Source organism: Vreelandella zhaodongensis (assembly GCF_013415115.1).
Lineage (GTDB): Bacteria > Pseudomonadota > Gammaproteobacteria > Pseudomonadales > Halomonadaceae > Vreelandella > Vreelandella zhaodongensis.
The window spans coordinates 625,137-640,641 of sequence record NZ_JACCDD010000001.1 but is presented as its reverse complement, the minus strand read 5'-3'; the positions used below and the strand labels follow the sequence as shown (position 1 = coordinate 640,641).

The following is a 15,505-nucleotide window of genomic DNA, read 5'->3' as shown; positions in this document are numbered from 1 at the left end:
TCAATGCGTTGTCGGGTCGGCGCGACGTCCGATCCCCCTGTATCGTAAACCACAGCTAGCTACGAATGCCGGATCGTAGATGTTTCGTCCGTCTAATACTAATTTAGCGCTTAACAGCGAAGCGAGTCGATGCCAGTCTGGGTTCCAATAAGATTTCCATTCTGTTACCAGCATTAGCGCGTCAGCACCCTCACATGCCTGGTAAGGGTCGCATGTAAACGTTGTCAGGTCATCTCGATCTCCAACAGCTGCATGAAGTGCTGGGGTGGCTGCAGGATCATGCAGGTTGATATTAACGCCTTGCGCCCATAATGCTTCCAACAGCGTTAATACCGGAGCATGATCAATTCGCGCAGTCCCCGGTTTAAACGCAGCTCCCCAAATGGCAATAGTTCTACCTGCCAAGTCGCCTTCAAAGAACGTCCACAATTTTCTAAACAGCGTTTCTTTTTTCTGCTCATTGATATCCATCACTTGCTCAAGCAGTGCAGAATTGCGACCGCTGGCGGATTGAACGTCTGCTAAACGCATCAGGTCGCGAGAAAAGTTTGGCCCACCGAAGCCACACCCAGGATATAGATACTCATAGCCAATCCGGCTGTCGGCTCCCATTCCTTGGCGCACATGCTCAACGTCGACGCCCAGCGTGTCAGCAAGCCCTGCTATTTCATTCATATAACTGATACGTGTTGCCAACATGCCATTGATGGAAAGTTTAGTAAGCTCAGCGGCCCTGCGAGGCATTTGTTGGAAAACATCGTTACGTCGATTGAAGGCCCTCAATAATTCTCTAGCTACTTGCTCTCCTACCTCATCATCGCAGCCTAACAGCCAGCGCGAAGGTCGAGTAAAGGTTGTCCAAGCACGCCCCTCTTCTAGCGTGTCAGGTAGTGCAACGCTGCTATGTTGTTGCCCCATAAGCGCATGCAGTCGCTCCGTCTCACCCACGGGGAAAGTAGAGTTATTGATCAACACAGCGCCATGGTGATGTTGAAACATAGATGTTTCAAGTAGCGCATTAGCCGACTGGCGCTGGTCAGGCGATAGTGCCAGCCACACCACATCCGGTGGGTTGAGATGCTCATATGTCTCTATAATTTGGAGTGTTCCACTGGCTAGCGCTTGTTCAATATAGGTCATCAACTCCGGTTCACGGCGTAACCAATCTGCATTTGAAAGCACAGACCATGGCGCGCTTTCGTGCAACAACCAATCCACTTGATGCCCCACCCATGCTAACGCTGCGGCAGCAGTGGCAGCACTGAGTTCACTACCATGAAGTAACACTCGCATTCATCAGGCTCCCTGAGAGAATAAAAGTCGCGAAAAGAGGAGGTTAAAGATCATATTGAATTCCTTTCCATGCGCTCCGCTCCAGGAGTGGTTAGAATGACATATGCGTAATAGCTGGTTGGATGCCACGTTGCACGACTTCGGAAAATGCATGTCATCAACCAAGCGCAAAATGTCAACATTACGTCAACTTACCGACAATGGGAGTCAAAGCATGCAAGCAATACCTCAGGATAGCACCACTCATCCCATTCACGACAACGTTGACGCTGCGGAAGTTGCTAAATTTGAAGCACTTGCTAGCCGCTGGTGGGATCCAGACAGCGAGTTTAAGCCGCTTCATGAGATCAATCCGCTGCGTCTTGACTTTATTGATGCTCGATCAGGATTGGCAGGTAAGCGGGTCTTAGATGTTGGTTGTGGCGGCGGTATATTAAGCGAGTCGATGGCACATCGCGGTGCTCACGTGACTGGGATAGACCTTGGTGAGGCACCGCTTGGCGTTGCCCGTTTGCATGCCGAGGAAAGTGGTATTCAGGTTGATTATCGTTGTGTGAGTGTAGAAGCTTTAGCTGCCGAACAGCCAGGGCACTATGATGTCGTGACATGCATGGAAATGTTGGAGCATGTGCCCGACCCTGCCTCGGTGATTCGTGCTTGCAGTGCGTTAGTCCGCCCAGGTGGCTACGTATTTTTTTCTACCCTGAATCGCACACCTAAATCCTATGCATTTGCGATTCTTGGCGCTGAGTACGTACTCCGGTTACTCCCGCGTGGCACCCATGATTATGCAAAGTTCATTCGCCCTTCTGAAATGGCAAATTGGGCAAGAAACGCAGATCTAGAGATTCATGAACAAACAGGGCTTACCTATAACCCATTGACCCGCCGATACCGGCTAGTGGCTGACGATGTCTCAGTTAACTACATGATGTACTGCCGTAAGGTGAACCAGTAAATGCCGAATTCAATACCTGAAGCAGTGTTGTTTGATTTAGATGGAACGCTGGTAGATACAGCACCTGATCTTGCCGAAGCCACTAATGCGCTTAGGCGGCGTCATGGGCTAACATCGCTGCCCTACGAACAGATTCGTGGTCAAGTGTCCAACGGAGGTAGCGCTTTAGTAACGCTGGCGCTTGGTCTCCCAAGTGGCTCTTTAGAGCATGATACTGCTCGGCAGTATTTGTTAGATGCTTATGAGCAGGCCGTCGCTGTTCATAGCCGCGTGTTTGAGCCACTTGATCAATGGTTGTCACGCTGGCATTCAGAGGCACGTGCGTGGGGAATCGTCACGAATAAGCCAAGACGCTACACGCTCCCGTTATTGGATGCACTAGCACTCACGCCAGGGGCGCTGTTATGTGCCGATGATTTAGCAGTAAAAAAGCCGGCACCGGAGCCACTCTGGGAGGCCGCACGTCGTTTGGGGGTGGCACCAGAAGCGTGCTGGTACATTGGCGATCACATTAGGGATATTGAGGCGGCTAAAGCGGCAGGCATGACCGCTATCGCGGTGGGCTATGGATACATGAGTGAAGAAGAAGATTATCAACAATGGCCAGCTGACATTTGGTTTGAAACATGTGGCGAATTAGTCGATGCCCTAACTGAATTTCATTGATAGTCAACGTTATGAAATCTTCAAGAGGCAGTTAGAGCATCTCAGCGTCAGAGTTTATACGAGTTTGAATGGACAGGGGGCAGTATTCAAAACTAGCGTGTTTTAGGCACGCGGTGGCTGAGCGTCAAGCTTTTGACCACTGGTGCCTTTACTATCTGGCCCCATCAGCCACAAATAAGTTGGCATGATATCTTCCGGTGTACGCAGTGTAGAAGGATCTTCGCCTGGGTAAGCCGAGCGGCGCATCTGAGTGCGGGTGGCACCAGGATTTAACGTGTTAATGCGAACATTGGGTTGGTTTTCAAGCTCGTCGGCCAGCACTTCAACGAAGCCCTCAGTTGCAAACTTTGAGACTGAGTATGCTCCCCAATAAGCCCGTCCTTTACGCCCGACGCTTGATGACGTAAAAATAACAGATGCGTCGTCAGACTGCTGAAGCAGTGGCAGCAAGGCTTGGGTCATCCAAATCGGCCCATTGATGTTGACTTGCATGACTTGCTCCCAGAGCTCTGGGTTGTATTGCTCAAAAGGTGTTATACGCCCCAATAGTCCAGCGTTATGCAGTAACCCGTCTAAACGACCGAACTCCTTATCCAGTGTTTCCGCCATATCATGAAAATCTTTTAGGGTTGCACCCTCAAAGTTAAGCGGAAAAATGGCGGGTTGAGGCCCACCTGCCGCTTCAATTTCATCATAAACACGTTCGAGCTTTGCAATAGTGCGGCCAAGCAATATCACGGTAGCACCATGATGGGCATAGCTGAGCGCCGCTGCACGACCAATGCCGTCACCAGCACCGGTTACCAACACAACGCGATTTTCCAAAAGCTTGGGCGCTGGCTGATAGTCGATTTTACAGCTCATGAGGTTTCCTTGATACGAAAGTTTAGAACGGGACTATCATGCAGGATTATCAAGCGGAACTATCCAGCAGATTGGCGCAAGAAGTCGTTTGCGAGCCCTGCCGCGCTGCTCTGAGGATAATCATCACGTACTTGTTCCAAGAGTTCACGGCTGCGCTCGGCTTCGCCTTGGCGCGCTTTTACTAACCCAAGCTTATAAAGTGCATCGGGTACTTTACTGCTACCGCTGTACTCTTCAATAACACGGCTAAACGACTCATCTGCAGCGCTTAATTCGCCTTCAGCCGCATAGAGTTCACCTAACCAATAGTGACCGTTAGCCGTTAAGCTAGTATCGGGATGGTCACTGACAAAGGCTTTAAACGCGTCAATGGCATCTCCGAAGCGTCGCGCCTGCACATGAGCAAATGCCGCTTGATAATCTGACTGGGCATCTTCACTCACATTTCGGCTAGAAGGCGCATTCACGACCTGTTCAGCAGCTTCTGGCTCCACCGCAGGAGTCGACTGCTCAATCTGACTGGAACCGCTATTCATCAAGCGGTCCTCAATGTCCAAGTACTGTTGTTGCGATTGGCGGCGAAGCTGTTCCAGTTGATGGCGCAGCTCTTCTATTTGACCACGTAGCTGTTGAATCTCCTTCTGGTGTTCTTGTACCTGATTAAATAGTACTAAATTACCACCAGAAGCTTCATGGCGCTGAGCTTCCTGATAAAACCCGCCTGACCCCGATGATAAGTCATGCACTAATGGCTGCTGACCAAAGGCTGTTAAAGGCAATACGGACAGCGGGAGCACTATGGCTCCCGCACCGCACAGCCTCTCAAAATAACGTTTGAGACTGTGAATCATGATGACTCCGAACATTAAGGATTGGCGCGCTGCGCGCGCCAATGCCATCAGTAATTAAAGACAACACGACGGTTCTGAGCGTAGGCGCTTTCGCTTTGACCGCTAGCCACCGGACGCTCTTCACCATAGCTCACAACGCTCATTTGAGACGGTGATACGCCTTGGATATTCAAGAAACGCTGTACAGCGTTAGCACGACGCTCACCAAGAGCCATGTTGTATTCACGTGTGCCACGCTCATCGGTGTGTCCATGCAGGACAACACGCGAATTCGGGTTGGCGCGTAAATAGCGGGCATGTGCCATTACAACCGACTCGTACTCACTCTTGATGGTATCGCGGTCAAAATCGAAATGAATGGTGCGCACTTCCGGAATACGAGAGTCAGCCTGCTGACCCGCGCCGACACCAGACCCAGTGCCGAGACCAGTCGTAGAACCGTACTGACCAGTACCAGCACCAGAGGTGCCAGTCCCCGTGGTGCTACCAGTTTGACTACCATGTGCGTCGCCATCCTGGGTTCCGCCGGTGCTGGAACAGCCAGCGATAACTACGATAGATAACGCTACTGCCAATGAGCGAGCCAACGGCTTAAGTTGCATAATCAGACTCCTTGCCTGAAAACAGAAAATTACGACTTTTCATCATTAATTTAAAAAAGGTGACCACGCGGGATCGCGTACTTCACCCTGTGCTGCGGGTAATCTAAATGACGACCGGCCATCAGCCGAAACAGCACTCAGCACCCCACTACCACCCTGCTGGGTAGCGAAGATTACCATGGTACCGTTCGGTGCAACACTAGGAGATTCATCTCTTGTTGATTCACTAAGTACAACAAGGCGACCACCATCACGATCTTGTCTTGCCACTTGGTACCCACGGCTAGAACGGTGGATCAAAAAGATCTGCTCACCGTCAGGTGAATAGCGTCCGCGAGCATTGTAGTTGCCGGTAAACGTGACCCGTTTCGCTTCTCCGTTAGCTAACGAATACTCATAAATTTGTGGTCCGCCGCTACGGTCAGAGGTAAATAATAGGCTACGGCCATCGGGCGCCCAAGCTGGCTCAGTGTCAATGCTGCTATTTTGCGTGATACGTTCTACAGAACGGTTGGCAATATCTAAAATATAAATTTCTGGCTGGCCATCTTTCGAAAGTGACATGGCAATACGTCGACCATCTGGAGACCAGGCTGGTGCGCCATTAATGCCTTGGAAGGAGGTTGCCTGGACTCGCTGCCCCGTAGAAACGTCTTGAATATAGATCGCAGGACGCTCGGTTTCAAAAGAGACATAAGCGAGCTTTCCACCGTCAGGTGACCATGCAGGCGACATAATGGGCTGGTCAGAGGTTAAAACTTCCCGACTATTACGCCCATCCGCATCCGCTACGTATAAACCAAACTGCATGTTATCGCCTAAACCTCGGGCGGTGACATACGCAATGCGTGTTGAAAAAGCGCCGCGGATATCAGTAATTTCTTCAAATATCTGATCACTAATATAGTGAGCAGCGGCACGCAGGTTGTTGGCGTTTGCGGTGACGGTTTCACCTATCATTCGGCGCTGGCCACTGATATCCATCAGCTCAAACTGTAACTGGTAGCCGTCTCCACTTTGTTGCGCCCGCCCGACAACCAAATAACGAACATCAAGCGACCGCCAAGTACCAAATTCAACGTCATCTGCCTGGCTTGGCCGATCAAACATCGCACTGCGTTCAAGCGGTGAAAAGTAGCCGCTCCGTTCCAGGTTATCGTGAATAATTTGTGCAACATCTTCAGGTAAATTTTCGCCACCTTCAAAGGGCACAATCCCTATGGGTAGTGCTTGGTCACTCCCACGTGTTATTTCAATGGTTAGGTTTGCACTTGCATAACTGCTCATAAAAAGCAGCACACATAATAGCCATACTTTGCTCAAGGTTTGCATCAGCGAACATCCCCCGGGGTAAATCGCAGATTAAATTGACGTAAGTTGCGCTGCTGTTCCGCAGGCAAATCCCGTAGCTCGCCAAACGGTGCAGCATGTTCAACAGCCTGCATAGCAGATCGGTCAAATGCACTATCGCCACTGGAGGTGACAACAGATGTTAATAACACCTCGCCAGACGGGCCGAGCCTAACTTGTATCGTAGCAGTCATGGAGTTACCTGCACCCGCCGGTATTAACCAAGCTTGCTCGACTGCGCGGCGTACAATGTTGATAAAACTATTTGCCGCTTGTTGAGCCTGCTGGGCATTAGCGGCCGCTTCAGCTTCTCCCGCTAACTGACGCTGTCTTGCTGCTTCAGCTTCACGCGCCTGGGCCTCTGCTTCACGTTGGCGTTGAGCTTCTGCCTCACGCTGACGTTGAGCTTCTGCCTCTGCTTCACGCTGGCGTTGGGCCTCTGCCTCTGCCTCACGCTGACGTTGGGCCTCTGCCTCTGCTTCACGCTGGCGTTGGGCTTCTGCCTCTGCTTCACGCTGACGTTGAGCTTCTGCCTCTGCTTCACGCTGACGTTGAGCTTCTGCCTCTGCTTCACGCTGGCGTTGAGCTTCTGCCTCTGCTTCACGCTGGCGTTGGGCTTCTGCCTCTGCTTCACGCTGGCGTTGAGCTTCTGCCTCTGCCTCACGCTGGCGTTGGGCTTCTGCCTCGGCTTCACGCTGACGTTGAGCTTCTGCCTCGGCTTCACGCTGACGTTGAGCTTCTGCCTCGGCTTCACGCTGACGTTGAGCTTCTGCCTCGGCTTCACGCTGGCGTTGAGCTTCTGCCTCTGCCTCACGCTGACGTTGAGCTTCTGCCTCTGCTTCACGCTGGCGTTGAGCTTCCTCTTCACGGCGCTGAGCTTCAGCTTCGGCCTGCGCTTGCGCCTCTTCCAGCTCCCTGGCTTGCTCTTCTGCCCGAACTAGGGCTTCAGCCTGCGCAGCGGCTTCATCGGCTTGCTGCTGCGATGTGTCTTGCTCAATTGGCTCAGGTTCTGGAGCTGGCTCGTCACTTGGTTCTATCGCACTGCTTTCTGCAACATTGTTTAAGGCTGCCTGTTGTTCAGTGGCCTGCTGGGCTTGGTCAGTAAATGTCTCTGTACTAACTAGCGTTGCTTGCACGATAGACGACGAATCTGGCTCTGCCGTTGAGCTAGGCAAACTTATCAGGCTAAACAACACAACCAGTGCATGCACCCCAACAGCCAAGACTGTAGGCCATGTATAGCCAACGTCTTGAGGGTCACGTGGTGGATTAACTGCCATGTGTTCGTTACCTTTAACCATCTTGTGGCGGCTCAGATAACAGCCCTACATTAGCAACTCCTGAACGCTGTAGAGTGCTCATCAGTACGACTATCTGTCCATAAGGCACGTTACGGTCACCGCGTACCATAACCGGTGTACCCGGTCGACGTTGCAGTATCGCCATTACTCGCTCTGACATTTGGTCAAGAGAGACTGAGGTTGTATCTTCCCCAAGCGTAATGAAATACACACCCTCTCGATCAACAGAGATGATGATAGGGTCACTTTCATCTTGGTTCTCAATAGGCTCGGAAGAAACTTGGGGCAGATCGACTTGCACTCCCTGCGTCAACATTGGTGCAGTGATCATAAAAATCACCAATAGAACCAGCATGACATCGATAAAGGGAACGACGTTGATTTCCGCCATCGGCTTTTTATTGCCGCTACGATTAAACGGACCTTGCATAGCGTGCTCCCTTAGCTAGCGCTGGACTTACCATCACGACCTTGCAAATTGCGGTGCAAAATAGCGTGAAACTCCTCAGCAAAGTCTTCGTACTTACCCAGCAGGCGGGCGACGTCATTTGATAAGCGATTATAAAAAATGACCGCTGGTATCGCCGCAAACAACCCCATAGCCGTAGCAATCAATGCTTCTGCGATCCATGGCGCAACGGTCGCCAAGGTGGCCTGCTCGGTCAGAGAGAGTGCTTGGAAGGAGCCCATAATCCCCCACACTGTTCCGAACAGCCCTATATAAGGGCTTGCCGATGCGACGGTTGCCAAAAATACCAAATGCTGAGTTAAACGATCTTCTTCGCGAGACCAAGCAACGCGCATACTACGTTGAACACCTTCTAAAACCGTATCTGCGCTACGCGTTTTAGGCATTAGGCGATTAAATTCACGAAAGCCGGACTGGAAAATATGCTCAGCACCGTGGTGCGGATCGTCGGCGGGAATTTCTCGATAAAGCTCATTTAGATCAACGCCAGACCAGAATGATTCCTCAAACTGATTGTACTCCTGCTTTGCGCGACGTAGCGCAATAGTGCGTTGGAAAATGACCACCCACGAGAGGATTGACCCCACTACCAGCAGTAACATCACTAGCTGTACAACGGTGCTGGCACTCATTATCAAGTGGGGAATGGACATGGTGTTATCGTTCACAGTTGCCCTCATCAATCTAATTACGTCGGAATATCCGAACAGTGGTGGTATCTATCTGTAACGAAGCATACATGATGAATCTCTGTGTGCTTCAAGTTCTTTGATTTAACGATTAAACAAGACCAAGCGACTTAAAAGTTGCAGGCCAAGCTTTTGGCCGTAATCGCTGAGCCTCCAAGCAGGCTATCTCGACCGTCGCTGCGCATAAGAGTTCCTTATTTCGCTGTATCTGCTGTGCGAATGTCATACGGCATCGACCAACATTCTCAACCGTGGTAGTGACAACAAGCTCATCGTCAAGCTGTGCGGGCTTACTGTAATGGCAGGCTAAGCGATATACCACTAGCTGCGTACCTTCGTCTAGCAGCGCTTGCTGATTAAGTCCTAGGTTGCGTAACCATTCGCTTCGGGCGCGCTCCATAAACTTAAGGTAATTGACGTAATAGACAATCCCACCGGCATCAGTATCTTCCATATAAACACGCACTGACATACTAAACGCATCACTCATGGGCGGTGCTCTCCCTCGGAGTCAGTCGCTTGCTCGTGCGGCGTTTTATTGAAATGAAGCCATGCCTGCCGCGTAACCACTCGGCCTCTTGGTGTCCGCATCATTAGCCCTTGCTGAATCAAGTACGGCTCGATGACATCTTCAATGGTTCCACGCTCTTCGCCAATAGCCGCTGAGATCGAGTCAACGCCGACGGGGCCACCATCAAATTTATCGATCATGGCCAGTAAAAGTCGGCGATCCATATGATCTAACCCATGATGATCGACATTCAACATGTTAAGTGCTGCATCAGCGAGCGTCACATTAACGATACCGTTACCTTTTATTTCGGCATAGTCTCGCACTCGGCGTAGCAATCTATTAGCGATACGTGGTGTTCCTCTGGAACGCTTAGCAACCTCCACTGCACCTTCATGACTCGTTTCAACACCTAGCAAGCGTGCTGAGCGAGTCACAATTTCAGTAAGCTCCTCCAGGTTGTAAAACTCTAGGCGTTGTACAATGCCAAATCGGTCGCGTAATGGCGAGGTGAGCAATCCTGCCCTCGTCGTCGCGCCTACCAACGTAAAGCGAGGCAAATCTAGTTTAATCGAGCGGGCAGCGGGCCCTTCACCAATCATTATATCTAGCTGAAAATCTTCCATTGCTGGGTAGAGAACCTCTTCTACCACGGGAGACAGCCGGTGAATTTCATCAATAAACAGCACATCACCTGGCTCTAGATTCGTTAGCATGGCCGCTAAGTCACCCGCACGTTCGAGCACTGGGCCAGAGGTTGACTTCAGCCCTACACCCATTTCAGTAGCGATAATATTAGCAAGCGTTGTTTTACCCAGCCCTGGTGGACCAAATACCAAGGTATGATCTAGGCTTTCCTGGCGTAGTTTTGCCGCCCCCATGAAAATTTCAAGCTGCTCGCGTACCCGCGGTTGCCCAATATAATCCTTTAGATGTTTGGGGCGAATAGCATGATCAATCCGCCCTTCCCCATGCTCTTGCTCAGCCGCAATTAATCGGTCATGTTCTAACATAAAGTGCGCACTATCAGTCGTTCCATGAAATAACCTACGTCGTTACCCAGTCATGCGTTTTGTCAGCGCGGCTTTAATAATTGCCTCTGTCGACTGTTTGGGATTGATATCAGCCAGCATTTTTGAGGCTTCGGTAGGCTTATAGCCTAAGCTCACCAGGGCAGCTTCTGCATCTGCCAACGTATCACGAGGTGCAGGCTCACCATTGCCCGCCTCTAACGCGAGGGGAGCATCGGCCGCGTTCTCCCATTCTGGGAACCGGTCGCGCATTTCGATAATTAACCGCTCAGCGGTTTTTTTACCAACACCGGGGAGCTTGGTTAGTGCTTTACTATCGTCGTCACGTACGCAGCGCATAAAGGCTGCTTCGTCCATTCCAGATAAAATGGCTAACGCTAGCTTCGGCCCTACGCCGTTAACTTTAATCAAGGCACGGAACAGTGCGCGCTCTTGCTCACGCCCGAAACCGTAAAGCAAATGGGCATCATCACGAATCGTAAGGTGCGTATACATGGATACGCTTTCTCCTACGGCGGGAAGTGCCACTAAGGTATTCATGGAGGCTTCTAGCTCGTAACCAACGCCATGCACATCAACCACAATCCAAGGGGGATGCTTTTCTAGCAAAAAACCATTGATACGACCGATCATAAATATGCTCGCAATAATAAAAAGCTGGCATTTACTATAAAGACACTCTGTACAAATGACCAGTAGGCAGCTAAAGCCGCCAGCGACCTGTGCTACGCCGCCGACCTCCTTTAGAGGTCGCAGCAAGCAGGCCGTGTCCAGCGTATCCATGGGTAAGCGCGATGGCTAACGCATCCGCAGCGTCCGCCTGTGGCGCCGAAGAGAGTTGCAGGATGGCGGTGACCATATGCTGTACTTGACTTTTATCTGCGCCCCCTTGGCCAGTGACGGCTTGTTTAATTTGCCTTGCTGCATATTCTGCTATATTCAGGCCGTGATTCGCTATGCAGACGAGAGCCGTGCCCCGCGCTTGACCAAGCTTTAGTGCTGAATCGGGATTTTTAGCCATAAAGACTCGCTCAATGGCGACTGCATCGGGTCGATGTAGGCCGACTACTTCACTTAGGCCTGCATAAATTTGTGCCAACCGCTGCTCTAAAGGGCCATCGGTCGTTCTAATACAGCCACTGGCAACATAATGAGGCTTAACACCCACTAAATCGATGACACCATAGCCCGTGATACGCGAACCTGGATCGATACCCAAAATCCTAATCGCAGGAGCGGGCTGTTTTTCATCCATGTCACCTTCCCTATTGATAGCGAACTGTTCAAACAAAAACACCGACGCCTAAACGTCGGTGCTGAGCTAAAAAGCAGCGTTAGCAATTACTCGCTGGCGGTCTCTGCTTTCGCTTTTTGGCGCAGACGGATGTTCAGGTCTTTCAACTGATCTGCGCTAACTTCACCTGGTGCGTCAGTCATTAAACAACCAGCACTCTGGGTTTTCGGGAAGGCAATAACCTCACGAATTGTCTTGGCTCCAGCCATCAGCATGACTAAGCGATCTAAGCCGAACGCTAGGCCACCATGGGGAGGTGCACCGTATTGGAGAGCATCAAGCAAGAAGCCGAACTTTTCTTGCGCTTCCTCTTGGCCAATGCCCAAAATCTCAAAGACAGTGCTTTGCATGGTTTGATCGTGAATACGAATGGAACCACCGCCTAGCTCAGTTCCGTTTAGCACCATATCGTAAGCACGCGACAATGCGTTTGCTGGGTCAGCTTTAAGTGCTTCTGGCGAGCAAGAAGGCGCCGTGAACGGGTGATGTAGCGGGCTGAGGCGACCGTTGTCATCTGCTTCAAACATCGGGAAGTCGACCACCCATAACGGAGCCCATGCTTGAGTATAAAGCTCAAGGTCGGCACCTAACTTGACGCGTAATGCCCCAATTGCCTCATTGACGATGCGCGCTTTATCCGCACCAAAGAAAATGATGTCGCCATCTGCAGCGCCTACGCGATCAAGCAGCTCTTCAACAATATTTTCCATGAACTTAACAATGGGTGATTGAAGTCCCTCAAGCCCTTTGGCACGCTCATTGACTTTAATCCACGCCAGCCCTTTCGCACCATAAATACCAACGAATTTCGTATATTCGTCGATTTCTTTACGAGACAATTGGGCGCCACCCGGCACTTTCAATGCCGCTACGCGGCCGTCTTCCGCACTTGCAGGACCTGAGAAGACTTTAAAATCAACCTGTTGCATCAGATCATCAACATCGGTCAATTCTAGCGGAATACGTAGATCCGGCTTATCAGAACCAAAGCGATCCATTGCTTCTTGCCAGGTCATCCGCGGGAACTCAGGCAGTTCAACGCTCAGCACTTCCTGGAAGAGTTGACGAATCATGGCTTCGGTAATGCCCATGATGTCGTCTTCTTCAACAAAAGACGCCTCAATATCGATTTGCGTAAACTCAGGCTGGCGATCAGCCCGCAGATCTTCATCACGGAAGCATTTAGCGATCTGGTAGTAGCGATCAAAACCGGCCACCATTAACAGCTGCTTAAACAGCTGAGGCGACTGAGGTAGTGCAAAGAAGCTACCTGCATGTGTCCGGCTAGGAACGAGGTAGTCGCGGGCACCTTCCGGCGTTGCGCGAGTCAATACCGGCGTTTCAATATCCAGGAAACCTTGATTTTCCAAGTAGGCGCGAACGTTATGAGAAATACGCGAACGCAAGCGTAACTTCTCAATCATATCCGGACGACGAAGATCGATATAGCGGTGCTTTAAGCGAACTTCTTCACCTACTTTATTGTGCTCATCGAGCTGAAAAGGTGGTGTGGCAGCCGTGTTGAGTACCTCCACCTCTTTCGCTAATACCTCAATCATACCGGTTGGCATGTTGGGGTTCTGCGTTCCTTCAGGGCGCAGCCGGACACGGCCAGTAATACGAAGCACGTACTCACTGCGAGCACGGTCAGCATTAGCAAATGCCTCGGCGGTATCAGGGTCGACTACGAATTGAGCGATACCATCGCGATCGCGCATATCCAGAAAGATGACCCCACCATGGTCACGGCGGCGATGCACCCAACCGCAGACAGTGACCGTTTGTTCCACCAAAGTTTCGTTAAGCTGGCCGCAATAATGGCTGCGCATGTCTAATCCTGTTCTGTTTCGTGGCAATAAGATTGTCGTGGGCCGTTGTGGCCCTGACAACCGCAGCTAAGCCGCGGCGCCCTTTTTCGTTGATGCGCTACTGGTATCGCTTGTGGCACCAGTGCTGGAAGTAGCTTGGCCTTCTGCAGCCAAGTTTTTCTTACTTCCTGTTTTAAAATCGGTTTCATACCAACCGCCGCCAGCAAGACGGAAACCAGCCGCTGAGACCAAACGTTCAAGACTGGCTCGCTGACACGCGGGGCAATCCTTCAGCGGATCCGCGCTGATTTTCTGCAATTTTTCCATGCGATGACCGCAGGCCTTGCACTCGTACTCATAGATGGGCATGTTGATAACTCCTGAAAAGCTCAACTCCGACAGGCTAAGTTTGTATAGACTAGTGGCAAATCTAACGGTTGCCAGGCAAAGAATATGTGGCCTGCTGGGATAAATTCCAAGACTGCGGTTGATAGAGCGACACATTATACCCTTTTGTGCCCCCTGCTGAGCAAGGCCAAGCGCTTCTCAGCAGATAATGGAGAAAAGAAAAATGCCCAATGCGGTAATGCTGGATGCCGAGAGCTTAGGCGCGGATATCGATCTGACAGCAATTCGAAACATTGTTAGCCATTTAGATGTATACCAGCAAAGCACTTCCGAGCAGGCTTGTGCACGTTTGGCAGATGCGGACATAGCGATCGTCAACAAAGTCGTACTAAATGCTGAAACCTTGGCAGCACTGCCTAAGCTCAAGCTTATATGTGTGCTGGCGACAGGACTTAACAACATTGACCTCAACACTGCTAAAGCCCAAAACATTAGTGTAAAGAACGTCACCGCCTACGGAACAGCTAGCGTTTCTCAGCACACCTTAATGTTAATGCTGACACTGGCAAACCGATTGCCACGTTACCAAGCCGATATCGCTCGCGGCGAGTGGCAGCGCAGCGATTTCTTTTGTTTACAAGGTCACTCAACGCTGCAGCTTTCAGGTAAGCGCCTGGTCATGGTAGGTCAAGGAGAGCTAGGTTCAGAAGTGGCGCGTCTGGCGCAAGCGTTTGGCATGGAAGTGACCTTTGCCGCTCGGCCGGGCAATGAGGCAGAAGATAAGCGGCCATCACTTGATGAGTTATTACCTACCGCCGACGTCATCAGCCTGCACTGCCCACTTAACGAAGCCACCCAGCACCTAATCAACCGCAAACGATTAGAAAAGGCAAAGTCTTCTCTATTACTCGTTAACTGTGCTCGCGGCGGCATCATCGATGAAGAAGCCGCACTTGAGGCGCTGCGCGAGGGCAATATAGGCGGCCTAGCAGTGGATGTGCTTCCCACAGAACCACCCATCAATGGTCATCCTTTGCTAACAGCGTTAGCCAATGGGGAGCCACTGAATTTAATAGTAACGCCTCATAATGCCTGGATAACTCCAGAGGCTCGCCAGAATATTGTGGCGCTCACCGCTGATAATATTAAGCAATGGCAATATGAGGCGAACTAATTAAGCGCCGATTAATAGGTGGCGAAATGATCTGGAGCGCGGTAATCCTCTAATACGTCAATGGTGACATGGGTAACCCGCGCTCCTTCTGGTCCTTGCCATAACCATTCCGTCAGCGTAGACACCGCCGCTGATTCACCGCATAAAACGACTTCAACACGTCCATCAGGAAGATTTTTTGCGTAGCCAGTGAGGCCTCGCTGAAGAGCCTGAGCCTGGGTTGAGCGACGAAACCACACGCCTTGCACTTTCCCAGTTACATTGGCACGTACACAGCAAGTAGACATAATTGCTCC

At 51.0% G+C, this 15,505-nt stretch carries 18 protein-coding genes; 3 read left to right on the top strand and 15 right to left on the bottom strand.

Translation table 11 applies throughout. From position 1 onward, the window contains the following. Entirely contained in the window at positions 1-1,293 is a 1,293-nt protein-coding gene (locus HZS79_RS02870; RefSeq protein ID WP_179926986.1) for a nucleotide sugar dehydrogenase, read from the bottom strand. 214 nt (positions 1,294-1,507) lie between these two features. On the opposite strand from HZS79_RS02870, the gene ubiG reads away from it, so the two are divergent. Together ubiG and HZS79_RS02860 are read left to right on the top strand one after the other, a co-directional pair. Continuing rightward, positions 1,508-2,251 (top strand): bifunctional 2-polyprenyl-6-hydroxyphenol methylase/3-demethylubiquinol 3-O-methyltransferase UbiG, encoded by a 744-nt coding sequence (gene ubiG, locus HZS79_RS02865; protein WP_179926985.1) that lies wholly within the window; start codon positions 1,508-1,510, stop codon positions 2,249-2,251. Next, positions 2,252-2,917 carry an HAD-IA family hydrolase gene (locus HZS79_RS02860; RefSeq protein ID WP_179926984.1) on the top strand — a complete coding sequence of 222 codons (666 nt, stop codon included), beginning with the start codon at positions 2,252-2,254 and terminating at the stop codon, positions 2,915-2,917. It abuts the gene before it with no gap. A 102-nt stretch (positions 2,918-3,019) separates the two neighbouring features. Here the strand turns inward: HZS79_RS02860 and HZS79_RS02855 are convergent, their stop codons facing one another. The 13 genes from HZS79_RS02855 to HZS79_RS02795 form a co-directional block, all read right to left on the bottom strand. Continuing rightward, positions 3,020-3,781, bottom strand: coding sequence for a YciK family oxidoreductase (locus HZS79_RS02855; RefSeq protein WP_162217355.1), 762 nt, complete (start codon positions 3,779-3,781; stop codon positions 3,020-3,022). 59 nt (positions 3,782-3,840) lie between these two features. Continuing rightward, complete coding sequence (gene ybgF / locus HZS79_RS02850; protein WP_162217356.1) at positions 3,841-4,632, bottom strand: tol-pal system protein YbgF; 792 nt, start codon at positions 4,630-4,632, stop codon at positions 3,841-3,843. A 47-nt stretch (positions 4,633-4,679) separates the two neighbouring features. After that, positions 4,680-5,234, bottom strand: a complete 555-nt coding sequence (pal, locus tag HZS79_RS02845) for a peptidoglycan-associated lipoprotein Pal (RefSeq protein WP_162217357.1) — start codon at positions 5,232-5,234, stop codon at positions 4,680-4,682. Positions 5,235-5,279: 45 nt separating this feature from the next. After that, positions 5,280-6,566, bottom strand: coding sequence for a Tol-Pal system beta propeller repeat protein TolB (gene tolB / locus HZS79_RS02840; protein WP_162217358.1), 1,287 nt, complete (start codon positions 6,564-6,566; stop codon positions 5,280-5,282). Next, a complete protein-coding gene (gene tolA, locus HZS79_RS02835; protein WP_179926983.1) occupies positions 6,566-7,864 on the bottom strand; it encodes a cell envelope integrity protein TolA in 1,299 nt (432 codons plus the stop codon). The genes tolB and tolA overlap by 1 nt, the downstream gene beginning before the upstream one ends. A gap of 13 nt (positions 7,865-7,877) precedes the next feature. After that, positions 7,878-8,315: a protein TolR gene (gene tolR / locus HZS79_RS02830; RefSeq protein WP_162217360.1), complete on the bottom strand. Its 438-nt coding sequence runs from the start codon at positions 8,313-8,315 to the stop codon at positions 7,878-7,880. An 11-nt stretch (positions 8,316-8,326) separates the two neighbouring features. Continuing rightward, on the bottom strand, positions 8,327-9,022 hold the full coding sequence (gene tolQ / locus HZS79_RS02825; RefSeq protein WP_179926982.1) for a protein TolQ: 696 nt from the start codon (positions 9,020-9,022) through the stop codon (positions 8,327-8,329). A 112-nt stretch (positions 9,023-9,134) separates the two neighbouring features. Next, positions 9,135-9,533: a tol-pal system-associated acyl-CoA thioesterase gene (gene ybgC / locus HZS79_RS02820; protein WP_179926981.1), complete on the bottom strand. Its 399-nt coding sequence runs from the start codon at positions 9,531-9,533 to the stop codon at positions 9,135-9,137. After that, a complete protein-coding gene (ruvB, locus tag HZS79_RS02815; protein WP_162217363.1) occupies positions 9,530-10,567 on the bottom strand; it encodes a Holliday junction branch migration DNA helicase RuvB in 1,038 nt (345 codons plus the stop codon). The genes ybgC and ruvB overlap by 4 nt, the downstream gene beginning before the upstream one ends. A 42-nt stretch (positions 10,568-10,609) precedes the next feature. Continuing rightward, positions 10,610-11,218: a Holliday junction branch migration protein RuvA gene (gene ruvA, locus HZS79_RS02810; RefSeq protein ID WP_162217364.1), complete on the bottom strand. Its 609-nt coding sequence runs from the start codon at positions 11,216-11,218 to the stop codon at positions 10,610-10,612. A 70-nt stretch (positions 11,219-11,288) separates the two neighbouring features. Continuing rightward, the gene (gene ruvC / locus HZS79_RS02805; RefSeq protein ID WP_179926980.1) at positions 11,289-11,840 is read right to left on the bottom strand and encodes a crossover junction endodeoxyribonuclease RuvC; all 552 of its coding nucleotides are present in this window, start codon (positions 11,838-11,840) and stop codon (positions 11,289-11,291) included. A gap of 86 nt (positions 11,841-11,926) precedes the next feature. Further along, on the bottom strand, positions 11,927-13,708 hold the full coding sequence (gene aspS / locus HZS79_RS02800) for an aspartate--tRNA ligase (RefSeq protein ID WP_162217366.1): 1,782 nt from the start codon (positions 13,706-13,708) through the stop codon (positions 11,927-11,929). Positions 13,709-13,774: 66 nt separating this feature from the next. Continuing rightward, positions 13,775-14,056 (bottom strand): FmdB family zinc ribbon protein, encoded by a 282-nt coding sequence (locus tag HZS79_RS02795; RefSeq protein ID WP_162217367.1) that lies wholly within the window; start codon positions 14,054-14,056, stop codon positions 13,775-13,777. A gap of 202 nt (positions 14,057-14,258) precedes the next feature. On the opposite strand from HZS79_RS02795, the gene HZS79_RS02790 reads away from it, so the two are divergent. Continuing rightward, on the top strand, positions 14,259-15,209 hold the full coding sequence (locus HZS79_RS02790) for a D-2-hydroxyacid dehydrogenase (protein ID WP_162217368.1): 951 nt from the start codon (positions 14,259-14,261) through the stop codon (positions 15,207-15,209). Positions 15,210-15,220: 11 nt separating this feature from the next. Here the strand turns inward: HZS79_RS02790 and yccX are convergent, their stop codons facing one another. Continuing rightward, positions 15,221-15,496 (bottom strand): acylphosphatase, encoded by a 276-nt coding sequence (yccX, locus tag HZS79_RS02785; protein ID WP_162217369.1) that lies wholly within the window; start codon positions 15,494-15,496, stop codon positions 15,221-15,223. Between the last annotated feature and the right edge of the window lie 9 nt (positions 15,497-15,505).

What these genes read in the sequence shown, in the direction of transcription:
- HZS79_RS02860 (WP_179926984.1), top strand. Translation starts at nt 2,252, where the DNA reads ATGCCGAATTCAATACCTGAAGCAGTGTTGTTTGATTTAGATGGAACG.
- HZS79_RS02855 (WP_162217355.1), bottom strand. Translation starts at nt 3,781, where the DNA reads ATGAGCTGTAAAATCGACTATCAGCCAGCGCCCAAGCTTTTGGAAAAT.
- pal (WP_162217357.1), bottom strand. Translation starts at nt 5,234, where the DNA reads ATGCAACTTAAGCCGTTGGCTCGCTCATTGGCAGTAGCGTTATCTATC.
- ubiG (WP_179926985.1), top strand. Translation starts at nt 1,508, where the DNA reads ATGCAAGCAATACCTCAGGATAGCACCACTCATCCCATTCACGACAAC.
- tolR (WP_162217360.1), bottom strand. Translation starts at nt 8,315, where the DNA reads ATGCAAGGTCCGTTTAATCGTAGCGGCAATAAAAAGCCGATGGCGGAA.
- ruvB (WP_162217363.1), bottom strand. Translation starts at nt 10,567, where the DNA reads ATGTTAGAACATGACCGATTAATTGCGGCTGAGCAAGAGCATGGGGAA.
- ruvC (WP_179926980.1), bottom strand. Translation starts at nt 11,840, where the DNA reads ATGGATGAAAAACAGCCCGCTCCTGCGATTAGGATTTTGGGTATCGAT.
- yccX (WP_162217369.1), bottom strand. Translation starts at nt 15,496, where the DNA reads ATGTCTACTTGCTGTGTACGTGCCAATGTAACTGGGAAAGTGCAAGGC.
- aspS (WP_162217366.1), bottom strand. Translation starts at nt 13,708, where the DNA reads ATGCGCAGCCATTATTGCGGCCAGCTTAACGAAACTTTGGTGGAACAA.
- tolB (WP_162217358.1), bottom strand. Translation starts at nt 6,566, where the DNA reads ATGCAAACCTTGAGCAAAGTATGGCTATTATGTGTGCTGCTTTTTATG.
- ybgF (WP_162217356.1), bottom strand. Translation starts at nt 4,632, where the DNA reads ATGATTCACAGTCTCAAACGTTATTTTGAGAGGCTGTGCGGTGCGGGA.
- HZS79_RS02870 (WP_179926986.1), bottom strand. Translation starts at nt 1,293, where the DNA reads ATGCGAGTGTTACTTCATGGTAGTGAACTCAGTGCTGCCACTGCTGCC.
- ybgC (WP_179926981.1), bottom strand. Translation starts at nt 9,533, where the DNA reads ATGAGTGATGCGTTTAGTATGTCAGTGCGTGTTTATATGGAAGATACT.
- HZS79_RS02790 (WP_162217368.1), top strand. Translation starts at nt 14,259, where the DNA reads ATGCCCAATGCGGTAATGCTGGATGCCGAGAGCTTAGGCGCGGATATC.
- HZS79_RS02795 (WP_162217367.1), bottom strand. Translation starts at nt 14,056, where the DNA reads ATGCCCATCTATGAGTACGAGTGCAAGGCCTGCGGTCATCGCATGGAA.
- ruvA (WP_162217364.1), bottom strand. Translation starts at nt 11,218, where the DNA reads ATGATCGGTCGTATCAATGGTTTTTTGCTAGAAAAGCATCCCCCTTGG.
- tolA (WP_179926983.1), bottom strand. Translation starts at nt 7,864, where the DNA reads ATGGCAGTTAATCCACCACGTGACCCTCAAGACGTTGGCTATACATGG.